Source organism: Peptidiphaga sp. (assembly GCF_057238965.1).
Genome location: NZ_DBHHEV010000020.1, coordinates 8,830 through 20,874, shown reverse-complemented (window position 1 = coordinate 20,874; position 12,045 = coordinate 8,830). Strand labels below are relative to the sequence as shown.

Here is a 12,045-nt window from a genome sequence, read left to right as displayed (position 1 = left end):
GGAACTGACAAGGTGAAGGTGTACAACAACACGATATCGCGCACCTACCGTCCGATCTACGTCTACGAGGACGCGCGGTATGACGGTTGCAATTCCCGCGAGAAGAACAGCGAGAAGTGCGTGTTCCCCGAGGAATGGTCGACAAAGCACCGTCTGAGCTGGAACACCACCGGCGTCGAGGTCTACAACAACATCCTCTCGTCCCGGGCTTCCAACGGCCCCAAGGACGCCACGAACGTTCCGCTGGCCATGCCTGTCTACCTTGACGGCGCCAAGAACACGAACGGCAAGGAAATCTACTCGAATCAGATGTTTGCCGGCTTCGACTACAACGTCTACTACAGGAGCAACCAGTCCAACGAGCCGATCGTCATGAACTGGGACCTCCCATCAAAGGATCCTCAGAAGGACGGGCCCATGGACGTCAAGTTCGCGAAGGCCGCCGACATCTCGAAGGATTCCAACGCGGGCAATGCCGTCAAGGGGATCGAGACGCACGCGCTCGACACCTTTGGCTCCCGGGCGCAGAATCCCTACTTCGTCAAGGAGGCCGACTCCAACAGCGCCTACAACCAGAGCAACTACAGCCTCAAGGAAGGAAGCAAGGCCCGCGGCAGCGGCAAGCCCCTTCCCGAGGACGTCGCCAAGGCCATCGACCCGTCGGGCAAGACGGTTGCCGCCGGAAAGGCCGTGGACCGCGGCGCTCTGGTCAACGTCAAGATGAACGCGGCAAAGAAGTGACGACGCGTCGTCGGCAGATTGACGAGTCACTGCGGATCGAAACGCGAGGCGATTCGACGAACGGCCTATTCGAACGGCTGCTCGTTTGCCGCCGGAAGCACATTGACGCCGAGTGACCGGATCCGACGGAACCCGCGGGCGCCGCACACCTTCACGGTGTGCGGCGCCCGCTTTTTGTCGTTTTTCTCTGCGCCGCATCTTCGGCCGAGGTTTTCTTCCGTCGGCGCCTTCCTCGGGTTTGCGGTCCGACGGCCTTTCCTCGCGTTTGCGCTGTCCGCCGGTTTCTTTGGCCGACGACCGCTTATCGGTCCGTTTCGAGGGCCTTCGCAACGGCGACGTCGGGCGCGTCGCCGTAGTCGAGGCGATTCATGTAGACGTGCGCGATCGCGCCGAGAACCAAAGGCAAGAGAATGCCGAAGCGCAGGCTCCACCCGTCTGCGATCGCGCCGATGAGCGGGCTCGTCGCCAAGTTTGCCGCCCGCATAAGCCAGCCGACGAAGGTCAGCGCGCTTCCCTCGCGGAAGCCGGACGCGGCGTCGGCCGCCGCGTAGACGGCGGGGACGATCGTGGCGCTTCCAAATCCTGCCAAGGCGAAAGCCGGAAGCGAGACCGCCGCGACGGGCGCAGCGGCGGCAGCCGCAAATCCGAAGGCCGACAGGAGAAAACCGGCTCGGGCCACCGGGACCCGACCCCACCGGTCGACCATCGGATCGCCCATAATTCTCCCGACGAACTGGGCGGCGACCATGATGACGTAAGCGATTCCAGCGTCGGCGGCACTCCAGCCCACTGGGCCGGCGAAAAAGTTGGCGCTCCAGTCGTTGCCGACGATCTCGATCTGATTTCCGGCGATTCCTATGAGGGCGAGGGGCACCAAGGTGAGAAAACGAGCGCCGAGAGCGCCGCCGCGGGCGTGTTCCGCCCGGGCCCGCTGGGGAACGGCGTCGTCGGAAAGCTCCGACAGGCGGACGGCCGCAACGGCGACGCACAAAAGCGCAAGAGAGGCGCCTAGCGTGTGAATCCACAGGGGCACTCCCAAGGCCGCCAATCCCGTGCCGAGAAGGCCGCCTACGATGCACCCCGCGCTCCACAGGGCGTGGAGGGAGTTGATGACGGTTCTTCCGTATGCCGCTTGAATCCGCATAGCATGGCGATTTTGAGCCATATCGACGATGGCGTCCGAGGCTCCCGCAGTGAAGAGGCAAGCCCCGAAGAACACGGGGCTTTTCAGTTCTACGGACACGCCGGCAAGGCCGATCGCCGCGACGAGCGCGACCGTCCACCACAGCGACGCCGACAGCGCCCCCATCTTGCGGATGAAGTAGGCGGGAAGGTTCGCCGAGCACATCGACCCCACGGCCGAGACGACTGCCAGCACGCCGAACTCGGCGTTGCTCAAGCCCAAGGCGCTCTTCACCTCGGGAAACCGCGGCAGTATTCCCGCGAAGATCGCACCGTTGGTGAAGAAGAAAAGTGAGATGCCGGCCCGCGCGCGTCTCTTGGCGGCGGATTGGCTTTCTTCAGCCAATCCGCGCTTGCGGCCTGGTTCGGATGTCCGGCTCGTTTTCGTCGTCGGGTTCGCTTCCGACACTCGACTTGGTTCGGACGCGGGGTTCAGTTCCGGCGTCGGCCCTTGCCCCGACACCCGGCGATCGTGATTGCCTTTCTTCACGCGCCGATTGTATCGAGGGGATGCGTCGCGCAAGCGCCGTTTGACCAGCCGGGCGGCAGGCTGCCTTTGGACTGAGCGCGGCCGTGCCGTCAAGCGATTCTCGGACGACGGCGAGCGGGCGTCTGCCGGGTGGCGGAGACGATCGGCCGAAAAGCGTCGGAGACTCGTGCGATGATCGATTCATGCAGATTCCAGCATTGCTCCTCGTGCTTCTCCTTCTTGCCGTTTTCGCTTCTGGATTCGGCCTCGGCCACTATGTTTCGCTGGACCGAACGCGCAGTCAAAACGACAAGGACTCCTCCCATCACAGGGCGGAGCTCGGGCTGGTCCAGGCGGACGCCACGCGATGGCAGGCGGCGGCGGCCGAAGCGACCGGCCGAGCGGACGTGCTCGAACGCGAAAACGTCGAGCTCTCCCAGCGGGCCAGAAACGAACAGGCGCTCCTGAGGATGATCGAACCGCTGTCCGCAAGGCTCAAAGACATGACCGAGAGGGTCGCGTCCATGCAGGCCAAGCAGGCTGCGCAGGATGCGGCTGTGCGCGAGCAGCTTTCGGCGACGGCCTCGGCTCACCGGGAACTCGCCCGGGAGACGACGTCGCTGCGCGCCGCCTTGACGTCCGGCTCCTCGCGGGGAAGCTGGGGTGAGGTGGAACTGCGGCGCATCGTCGAGTCTGCGGGCATGCTCAAGCACACCGATTTCTCCGAGCAACAGAACGTTTCGACGACGAACGGGGCCGGCGCGTCCGCGGCGCGCCCCGACATGACCGTGCATCTTCCGGGAGGCGCACACATCGCCGTCGACGCGAAAGTTCCCCTCACAGCGCTGCTCAAAGCACAGGAAATCGAGGGAACCGACCAGTTTTCCGAGGCTCGGCGTTCCGAGCTCGTCGCCGAACACGCCCGCGCGGTCCGGGCTCACGTCAAAGAGCTCGCCAAACGCGACTATCCTGCCGAGTTTCCGGGGTCCCCCCGAATCACCGTCATGTTCCTCCCTGCGGAGTCGCTTCTGTCGCAAGCCTTGGCCGACGATCCGACCATCCTGGAAGACGCCCTCGCATCCGGAATCGCCCCGGCCACTCCAAGCTCCCTCCTCGCGCTCCTGCGGTCTGTGGCAGCGGTTTGGTCCTCGGCCCGGGTGACCGAGGAGGCTCAGGAGATCCTCGCCCTGGGCCGCACCCTCGTCAAAAGGATCGGGACGGTGGCCAACCACGTCGACAAACTCGGGGGCTCGCTGCGCTCGGCCGTCAGCAACTACAACAAGACGATCGCTTCGCTCAACAGCAGGCTGATCCAGACGGCGAGCCAATTCGAATCGATCGAGACGAGCATCGAAACGCCGCAGACGCTCGACGGCGAATCCGCGCACGTCCGCTCGTTCACCGCTGCGGAGATCATCGACGAACTTGAAGATTAGGCCAGCGGGCCGGTTCAGAGATACTTGCTCGCTTCCCGAACGGCGAGGGCGGCCATTCCCTGCCTGTGCTCCGCGATGAACGCGCGGACCCACTCGGGATCCGTTTTCGAATAGTCCCGCAGCGCCCAGCCGACGGCCTTGTCAATGAAAAACTCCCCCGAGCCGAGGTTGGCCTCGATGATCGACGAAAGCAGTTCGACGTCGGTGCTTTCCTTGCGTTGCAGCTGATGGTCGATCGCCAAACGTCGCACCCACATGCTTTCGTCGCGCGCCCACTCCAGGATCAGCTCGCGCCCCTCGGCCGACTGCGCGACGATGCTTCCCACCGTCGCGTCAAGCGAATCGACCGTGTCCCACCACGGCTTCGTCACCGCCAGACCACGGATCCTCGGCAGGTCCGCGACGGTCAGAAGATGGCGCACCTTCCGCAGGTAGTCGGTGGCGACATATTGGAACTCGCGCTCCTCGGCCTGCCAACAGGCATCGACGAAGTCCCAGTCGAGAAGGCGCTCCTTCTTCGCGGCGTTCAAGAACGGCCTCGAAATCTTGCGGCGGGCCGGGGTTTGCACGCCGAGGTAGCGAAACTGGTCGCGCATGTAGGCCGCCATCTGCACGGCACGTTCGCCGTCGGCGGCAGCCCTCAAATCCGCGAACAAACGGCGAGCGAGCTCTGCCGTCTCCGGCGTCGGGCTCGCAGAGCGTTCCCCTTTCACTGCGAAACGCCCGTCCTCTCGGTGCGCTCACGCGCTCTTCCGGCGCGCTCACGCACCTTGTGGGGGCGGTCCGGCTGAACGCCCGTCGCTTTGAGATCGGCGCGAAGATTCTTCGGAAGAGAGAAACGGATGTCTTCGGAGGCAGTCTGCACCGGGTCCACCTGAGTGAAGCCGATCTCGGCCAAGCGCTCGACGACGTCGCGCACAAGAATCTCGGGGACGGAGGCGCCGGACGTCAATCCCACGGTCTTCACCCCCTCCAGCCATTCGTCTCGCACTTCCTCGGCGCGATCCACGCGATACGCCTTGCCGGCGCCCGCTTCGAGGGCCACCTCGACCAATCGCACCGAGTTCGAGGAGTTCGCGGACCCGACCACGATAACCGCGTCGCATTCGGGCGCCATAGCCTTGACCGCGCCCTGGCGGTTCTGGGTGGCGTAGCAAATGTCGTCCGAGGGCGGATCGACGAGGTTCGGGAACCTCTCGCGCAGGCGCTTGACCGTTTTGAGCGTCTCATCGACCGAAAGGGTGGTCTGGGAGATCCACACGACTTTGTCAGGGTCCCGCACCTCGATGCCGTCGACCTCCTCCGGCCCGTTGACCACCTGAATGTGTTCGGGGGCCTCGCCCTGGGTGCCCTCGACCTCCTCGTGGCCCGTGTGGCCGATGAGCAGAATGTCGTAGTCGTCCTTGGCGAAACGGACGGCCTGCTTGTGGACCTTCGTCACCAGAGGGCAGGTCGCGTCGATCGTCTGAAGGCTGCGCGCGGCGGCCTCGGCGTGAACCGCCGGCGAGACCCCGTGCGCCGAAAAGACGACCCGTGCGCCTTCGGGGACCTCCTCCGTCTCGGAGACGAAAATCGCCCCCCTTCGCGAAAGGGTCTCCACAACGTACTTGTTGTGGACGATCTCTTTGCGGACATACACGGGAGCCCCATAGAGCTCGAGGGCCTTCTCGACGGCGTCGACCGCGCGATCGACGCCCGCGCAGTACCCTCGCGGCGTTGCGATGAGAATCCGGCGTCCGTCCTTTCCGGGAACGGAGGGGATCCGGTCGGGGAAAGCCGAGGCTCCCGCAAGGGAAACCGCCTTCTCCGCCGGGGCGGCCGACGCTTGTTGGTCATTCACGTGTCTAGGGTAGTGCGCCGCGGATATCGAGCGCGAGACGATCGGAATGGGAACTAGGGCACAACAAAGAATGGGAACTAGGGCACAGCCCCGCGCTTGGCGCCTGTGAAAAAATTTCGCTATGGCACAAAAAATTCCGGTGCCGGAGGAGCTTCCCCAGTTTGCCGCCCAGACCACGCCCGATCGGCCGTGGCCGCTGCGCGTGCTGTCGATGAAGATTCGGGAATACGTCGCCGCCATGTCGCGCCTGTGGGTCGAAGGGGAGGTCATCACGCTTCAGCGCCGCCCCGGGGCGAAAGTCCAGTTCTTCACCTTGCGTGACCTCGAAGCCAACGTTTCCATCACGGTCAAGATCATGGCTTACCTTCTTCCGGCGGCGATCGAGCCCGGCAGCCGGGCGGTGGTGTGCGCCAAACCGGACTTTTACGAGGTCAACGGGAGCCTTTCGCTATGGGCGGACGAGGTTCGCCCCGTCGGACTGGGCGACATTCTGGCCAGAATCGAACAGTTGAAATCCCGGCTCGCCGCCGAAGGCCTGTTCTCAGCAGAGCGTAAAACGAAGGTTCCTTTCCTTCCCGGGAAGATCGGGCTCATATGCGGGCGCAACACCAAAGCGCGCGAAGACGTCCTCGTCAACGTCCTCGGCCGTTGGCCTGCGGCGCGGTTCGACGTGCGCGAGGTCAGGGTGCAAGGCGAAGGCGCCGTCGAAGCGATGATCGAGGCGTTGGAGTCGCTGGAGGAAGCCCCCGGCGTCGACCTCGTCGTCTTCGCGCGAGGCGGAGGGAGCGTTGAGGATCTGCTTCCCTTCTCCGACGAGAGGCTCGTGCGCGCCGTCGCAAAGGCGAAGAAGCCGGTCGTTTCGGCGATCGGGCACGAGGGCGACAGCCCCATCCTCGACCTCGTCGCAGACTTGCGGGCATCGACGCCCACCGACGCGGCAAAACGCATCGTCCCCGACGTCGCCGAGGAGCTGGCGACGATCGCCGAGGCGGCCCGTCGCGGCCGATCCGCCGTGCAGGCACGCCTTGACCGGGCGCAAAGCGAGCTCGACTCCGTTCGCGCGCGGCCCGCTTTGGCCTTCCCCGAAACGATTGTCGACGTGCGCGAAGAAGACTTGCTCTCCCTCGCCCGATGGATGCGGACGCACGTCGATCGCGCAATCGCCGACGCAGCGGGCGAACTCGCCGCAACAGTCGCAAATCTGCGGGCTCTCTCCCCCCAGGCCACTCTCGACCGCGGGTATTCGATCCTGCTCTCAGAAGGAGCCGTCGTCTCAAACGCCGCCGACGTCCGCACAGGCCAAGAGGTCGAAGCGGTCCTCGCGCGGGGCCGTCTCTCCCTTTCCGTCGCCGCCGTCGCCGAACAGGGCAGGGCCTTCGCCGAAGAGGGGCTTGCCGCCAACCAAGACAATCTCACCGCAGCCGCTCCACAAGGAGGAAAGCATGCCCAAGAAGAACGCCCTTAATGGAGAGGGCGCCGACGTCGAGCCCAAGCGCGAAGGAGGCGGGCCCCAGAGCAAAGAGAGCGACTCCCGAAGCGGAGAGAGCGGAACCCGGAGCGACGGGAACGAACCCCGGAGCGAAGCGAGCGGCCGCGGCGAAAGCCATGTCCGCGGCGACGGGCTCCTCGAGGGCATTGACGCCTTCACCTATGAGGAAGCCAGGTCTCGGCTCGTCGAAATCGTCGTCCGCCTCGAACAGGGGTCGATCCCCCTCGAGGAGTCGCTCCGACTGTGGGAAATCGGCGAGCAGCTTGCGCGGCACTGCCAAGACTGGCTCGACGGCGCCCGCGAGCGCCTGGCCGCCGCACGCGGCGGCGCCGAGGCAGAGGGACCCGGGGGCGAATCGGGTGCAGACCAAGGCGAATCGGGTGCAGGCCAAGGCGAATCGACAGCCGGCCAGGGCGAATCCGGGGGCGGGCAATCGGCGCGAAGGGCGTCAGACGTCGAAGGCGCCGAGCGCGGATCGGGCAGGGAGAAGAAATGAGCGTGCTTCTCATTGGCGAATCGCTCATCAACAAGATCACGGCGCCGGACGGCTCGACCCGCCTCACCCCCGGCGGCGCGATGCTCAACGTGGCCATCGGCCTGCGGCATCTGGGCCGCACAACCCGACTGGTGACCGACTTCGGATTGGACGCCAACGGGCGGATCCTCGCCGAGTACGCCGCCTCCAACGGCTTGGAGCTTTGGCTTCGCGCCGACGGCGAGCGGACCAATCCGACGTCGGTCAGCCACGTGAGCCTCGACGCATCGGGAAGCGCAAGCTATTCGTTCGACTTCACCTGGGACATACAAGACAAACCCTTCTCCGGCGCCTGCAAGCTCGACCTCGACCTCCTCGATCCTCAGTCCCTGGCTTTCGGCTCGGCCGCCTGCCACCTCCAGCCGGGCGCCGCAAAGGTGCGCAACTGGGTCGAAGAGCTGCGCGAGAACGTCACGGTCTTCTACGATCCGAATGTCCGCCCGGCCCTTTTGGGGGACATCCGCGAGGCGCGCGCCGTCGTCGAGAGCTTCGCCGGGTACGCCGACGTCGTGAAGTCCTCCGACGAGGACATCGCACTCGTCTACGGACCGAACGCGAGCATCGAAGAGGTCGCCGGACGATGGCTGGAATCGGGGGTTCTCCTGGCGGTCGTCACATGCGGGAGCGAAGGAGCTCTCATGTATTCAGCCGCCGGCGAAACGATTCACGTTCCCGCGAGGCAGGTCGACGTCGTCAATTCCTCAGGCGCCGGCGACGCCTTCTTCGCCGCGCTCATCGACGGGATCACGCGCATCTCTCTCAGCGGCGCCGCCAATCGCGACCGGCTGGCGGCGATCTCGCCGACGAATTTGGAGACTCTCGGCGCATACGCGGCGGCAGCCGCTTCCATATCCGTCTCCCGCCCCGGCGTCAATCCGCCCACGCGCGAGGAGCTGGCTCTCGCCTACGACGCCTACAGCTTTTCGACATTCGCCGAAGCCTGAGGCGCACCCTTCGCGAGGCCTCGCCAAAACCCGTCGTCGCCGCTCCGAGCGGGCCTCTGCCGCCAGCCGCTCCCGCTCGCCGTCGGCCTTGGCATCCTCGCGTCGGCCTACGCAACGGCCGCTCCCCGGCAGTATCGAGCGCCGCGCACATAGGGCAGATTTTCCTCCACGGATCGCCTTGCGCACTAGATAACAAACTGATAACATCTTGAAACAGTTAGATAACAGCTATGTCGTGGGAGCCGGAACTCGGCTCTGGTTCCCACGGCAAAAATCTCGGTGGGGATCGAGATCGTATGAGCGTTGCTGAATAGGCGCGGCGAGGCATCACACACACGCTAGAGCCGTGGGTCGCAAAAGCGGCCCACGGCTTCAAGCTATATGCCCGGCCCCGAACCTCGCCCTCACGGATTCAACCTTGATCCAGGATTCCAGCTCCGTCGACCCCCATTCGTCGCAGGCCGGCCCCGTCCGCGGCCGCGGTCGGCGCGCGCCGTCGCTGCAAGCTCCGCTTCCACCTCACCTTCCCAAACGCCGCTCGCGCTGCGTGTAGTCGCGCAGCGCTCGCAGAAAGTCGACCTTTCGGAAATCGGGCCAGTACGCCTCGCAAAAGTACAGCTCGGTGTGAACCGTCTGCCACAGCATGAATCCGCTCATGCGCTGCTCGCCCGACGTGCGAATGACGAGGTCGGGGTCAGGCTGGCCCTTCGTGTAGAGATGGTCCGTGATGTCGTCGATCTTGATCGAGCGGGCCACCTCGGCGAGAGTCTTGCCCGACGTCGCCTGCTCAGCCAGCAGCGAACGCACGGCGTCGGTGATCTCTTGGCGCCCCCCGTAGCCGACGGCGATGTTCACCTGCATCCCCTTCACGTCGGAGGTTTTCGATTCGGCCGCTTCCATGCGGGAGACGAACGGCTCGGGAAGCATCTGCGGGTTGCCGACCGTCTTCAAGCGCCACGTGTGAGCGGCGGCCAAGCGCTCAACCGCCGCGGCGATGATCTCCAAAAGCGTGTCGATCTCTTCGCGCGCCCGCTTGAGATTGTCCGTCGACAGCAGCCACAGCGTGACCAGTTGGACGCCGACCTCGTCGCACCACGTGAGGAACTCGTTGATCTTGTCGGCGCCGCGCCTGTGACCGAAAGAGGCGTTGCGCCCCAGCTCTTTCGCCCACCGCCGATTTCCGTCGAGCATGACGCCGATATGACGCGGCAAATCAGCAGACCCCAGCCCACCCATGAGCCTGCGCTCATACAATCTGTACAGCAATGCCGACGCGGCCACCTTCAACCTCCTATTGACTCGGTGAGACTAGCCTAGGTGACGCCAATCGCACATGCACGCGAAAGCTCAAGCTGCCGCCTAAAATGGCAGAGACGGATAGGAGTGGCATCATGACTTCAGCGGCTGTATCGCGCAGGGATCGGCGCAGTCTTCTCGCTTCCTTGCCCAAGCCGAAGGCACGGGGATGGATTCACGCAATCACCGCGCCGCTGGCGCTGGCCAACGCAATCGTCTTGATCGCCCTCGCTCCGACGACGGGGATGAAGCTGGCGTGCCTGGTATTCGGGGTTTCTTCGGTTGTGCTCTTCGGGCATTCAGCCGTTTACCACCTCGGGAAGTGGTCTGCGAAAATCGAGCTGCTTCTGAAGAGGATGGATCACTCCAATATCTTCCTCCTCATTGCGGGAACCTACACGCCGCTGACGGTTGCAATGCTTGCGCCGCGCACAGCCGCTTACGTGCTGGGGACCGTGTGGGCAGGCGCCCTCGGCGGGATCTTCCTCGCCGTGTTCAAACCCGACGCCCCGAGATGGCTCTCGACGTCGCTCTATCTTCTGCTCGGCTGGATCGCCGTGTGGTTCCTCCCCGAGTATTGGACGGCAGGCGGCCCCGCCGTGGTCTGGCTGATCCTCGCAGGAGGGATCGTCTACTCCGTGGGGGCCGTTTTCTACGGCCTGCGGTGGCCTAATCCTTGGCCTCGCGTGTGGGGTTTCCACGAGTTCTTCCACGCGTGCACGTTGCTGGCTTACACCTGCCAGGCCGTGGCCGTCTGGTTCGTCGTCATGGCGGCGAAGTAGAGGCGACGCGGCGTTCATCGGCTCCACCTGGTAGGGTGAGCATCGGCTTGCCCGCTTCCCGCGGGCACAACTGTTCTTTGAGCGGGGATCGTCCGCGCGTCGTCTAAGCGAGGACGGCGTGCGTCTTCGCACATTCAATCGTCGGTCGGTGCGCGTACGCGCACCGACCATTGTTAAGGAGAACACATGACTGACGAAAGCAAGAGAGCGTGGCTCTCTCCAGAGTCGTACGAGCGCCTTCGGGCTGAGCTTGAGGAGATGACCACCGTCCGCCGCGCCGAGATCGCACGCAAGATCGAAGCGGCGCGCAACGAGGGAGACCTTCGAGAAAACGGCGGCTACCAGGCTGCCCGCGAAGAGCAGTCGAAACTGGAAGGGCGCATTGCCGAGCTCACGCATCTGCTCGAGAATGCGACGGTTTCCGAGCCGCCCGCCGCCACAGAAGTGCAGGCCGGGGTGATCGTCACTGCGAAGATCGCCGGCGAGGAGGAGCGCTTCCTTATAGGCTCCCGAGAGGCATCCGACCATTTGGACATCGAGATCTACCCCGAATCCGCTCCTCTCGGAAAGGCCATTCTCGGTCTCAAGGAAGGCGAGTCCACGAAGTTCGCCACGCCGACCGGGCGGAAGATCCCGGTTGAAATCGTCAAAATCGAGCCTTTCGAGGGCTGAAGATGTTCCTTTGGGAGTCTTCGGACAAACAAACGCCGGCGACGCCGGAGACCGCGCTTGCGGGACGCGACGCACCGGTTCTGCCTTCCCCCGCGCCCCATGCCGTCCTTGGAACCGACATTCTGGCCGAACCGGGGCCGGATCAGGAAGTTCTCTATCTTGCCTCCGGATGCTTCTGGGGCGCGGAAAAGCTCGCGTGGGAGCTCGGCGCCGATGCGACGGCGGTCGGCTACATGGGCGGTTTCACCCCAAATCCGACGTACGAAGAGGTGTGCACGGGCAAGACAGGTCACACCGAAACCGTGCGCGTCCTCTATGCGCCTTCACGGCTGCCGACCGAGCGCCTTCTCCAGGCATTTTTCGAGTCCCACGACCCGACGAGCCTCAACCGCCAGGGAGGGGATATCGGCACCCAGTATCGCAGTGCGATCTTTCCGACGACGTCGCAGCAGGAGGAACTTGCCAGGCGAATGATCGAGGCGTATCAAGAAGTTCTTGAAAACAATGGATTCGGGAAGATCGTCACGGAAGTGACGCCGGCTCTGGAGGCCGCTCCCTTCTACCCCGCCGAAGACTGGCACCAGCAATACCTCGACAAGAATCCGAACGGATACCAATGTCACGCCCGCACCGGAATGGCATGCCCGCTGCCAGGCGCC

Annotated in this window: 11 protein-coding genes and 1 pseudogene; 8 read left to right on the top strand and 4 right to left on the bottom strand. The window is 64.5% G+C overall.

Annotated elements, in window-relative coordinates; genetic code table 11:
• Positions 1-741, top strand: a pseudogene (locus ACO48X_RS04000) (hypothetical protein); the annotation flags it as partial.
• 301 nt (positions 742-1,042) lie between these two features.
• Here ACO48X_RS04000 and ACO48X_RS03995 read toward each other — a convergent pair.
• Positions 1,043-2,269 carry an MFS transporter gene (locus ACO48X_RS03995; RefSeq protein ID WP_485000793.1) on the bottom strand — a complete coding sequence of 409 codons (1,227 nt, stop codon included), beginning with the start codon at positions 2,267-2,269 and terminating at the stop codon, positions 1,043-1,045.
• 326 nt (positions 2,270-2,595) lie between these two features.
• On the opposite strand from ACO48X_RS03995, the gene ACO48X_RS03990 reads away from it, so the two are divergent.
• Positions 2,596-3,828 carry a DNA recombination protein RmuC gene (locus ACO48X_RS03990; RefSeq protein WP_485000741.1) on the top strand — a complete coding sequence of 411 codons (1,233 nt, stop codon included), beginning with the start codon at positions 2,596-2,598 and terminating at the stop codon, positions 3,826-3,828.
• Positions 3,829-3,842: 14 nt separating this feature from the next.
• Here ACO48X_RS03990 and ACO48X_RS03985 read toward each other — a convergent pair whose 3' ends face one another.
• Complete coding sequence (locus ACO48X_RS03985; RefSeq protein WP_485000740.1) at positions 3,843-4,541, bottom strand: DNA alkylation repair protein; 699 nt, start codon at positions 4,539-4,541, stop codon at positions 3,843-3,845.
• On the bottom strand, positions 4,538-5,590 hold the full coding sequence (locus tag ACO48X_RS03980; protein WP_485000832.1) for a 4-hydroxy-3-methylbut-2-enyl diphosphate reductase: 1,053 nt from the start codon (positions 5,588-5,590) through the stop codon (positions 4,538-4,540). The genes ACO48X_RS03985 and ACO48X_RS03980 overlap by 4 nt, the downstream gene beginning before the upstream one ends.
• A gap of 199 nt (positions 5,591-5,789) precedes the next feature.
• Here ACO48X_RS03980 and xseA point away from each other — a divergent pair, with 199 nt between their 5' ends.
• Genes xseA through ACO48X_RS03965 form a run of 3 tightly spaced genes read left to right on the top strand, consistent with a single transcriptional unit; the run spans position 5,790 to position 8,636 of the window.
• The gene (gene xseA, locus ACO48X_RS03975) at positions 5,790-7,133 is read left to right on the top strand and encodes an exodeoxyribonuclease VII large subunit (protein WP_485000739.1); all 1,344 of its coding nucleotides are present in this window, start codon (positions 5,790-5,792) and stop codon (positions 7,131-7,133) included.
• Positions 7,111-7,653 carry an exodeoxyribonuclease VII small subunit gene (locus tag ACO48X_RS03970; protein ID WP_485000738.1) on the top strand — a complete coding sequence of 181 codons (543 nt, stop codon included), beginning with the start codon at positions 7,111-7,113 and terminating at the stop codon, positions 7,651-7,653. Before xseA ends, ACO48X_RS03970 begins: the two co-directional genes overlap by 23 nt.
• Positions 7,650-8,636 (top strand): PfkB family carbohydrate kinase, encoded by a 987-nt coding sequence (locus tag ACO48X_RS03965; RefSeq protein WP_485000737.1) that lies wholly within the window; start codon positions 7,650-7,652, stop codon positions 8,634-8,636. Before ACO48X_RS03970 ends, ACO48X_RS03965 begins: the two co-directional genes overlap by 4 nt.
• A gap of 519 nt (positions 8,637-9,155) precedes the next feature.
• On the opposite strand, the gene ACO48X_RS03960 is transcribed toward ACO48X_RS03965, so the two are convergent.
• Positions 9,156-9,917 carry an isoprenyl transferase gene (locus ACO48X_RS03960; RefSeq protein WP_485000736.1) on the bottom strand — a complete coding sequence of 254 codons (762 nt, stop codon included), beginning with the start codon at positions 9,915-9,917 and terminating at the stop codon, positions 9,156-9,158.
• A 110-nt stretch (positions 9,918-10,027) separates the two neighbouring features.
• Between ACO48X_RS03960 and trhA the strand changes: the two genes are divergently transcribed.
• The 3 genes from trhA to msrA form a co-directional block, all read left to right on the top strand.
• Positions 10,028-10,714 (top strand): PAQR family membrane homeostasis protein TrhA, encoded by a 687-nt coding sequence (trhA, locus tag ACO48X_RS03955; RefSeq protein WP_485000735.1) that lies wholly within the window; start codon positions 10,028-10,030, stop codon positions 10,712-10,714.
• A gap of 186 nt (positions 10,715-10,900) precedes the next feature.
• A complete protein-coding gene (gene greA, locus ACO48X_RS03950) occupies positions 10,901-11,386 on the top strand; it encodes a transcription elongation factor GreA (protein WP_485000734.1) in 486 nt (161 codons plus the stop codon).
• A gap of 2 nt (positions 11,387-11,388) precedes the next feature.
• On the top strand, positions 11,389-12,045 hold a 657-nt coding region (gene msrA, locus ACO48X_RS03945; RefSeq protein WP_485000733.1), incomplete at its 3' end, for a peptide-methionine (S)-S-oxide reductase MsrA.

Excerpts from the sequence above, each read along its gene's own strand:
- ACO48X_RS03990 (WP_485000741.1), top strand. The coding sequence starts at position 2,596 with ATGCAGATTCCAGCATTGCTCCTCGTGCTTCTCCTTCTTGCCGTTTTC.
- xseA (WP_485000739.1), top strand. The coding sequence starts at position 5,790 with ATGGCACAAAAAATTCCGGTGCCGGAGGAGCTTCCCCAGTTTGCCGCC.
- ACO48X_RS03970 (WP_485000738.1), top strand. The coding sequence starts at position 7,111 with ATGCCCAAGAAGAACGCCCTTAATGGAGAGGGCGCCGACGTCGAGCCC.
- ACO48X_RS03965 (WP_485000737.1), top strand. The coding sequence starts at position 7,650 with ATGAGCGTGCTTCTCATTGGCGAATCGCTCATCAACAAGATCACGGCG.
- trhA (WP_485000735.1), top strand. The coding sequence starts at position 10,028 with ATGACTTCAGCGGCTGTATCGCGCAGGGATCGGCGCAGTCTTCTCGCT.
- greA (WP_485000734.1), top strand. The coding sequence starts at position 10,901 with ATGACTGACGAAAGCAAGAGAGCGTGGCTCTCTCCAGAGTCGTACGAG.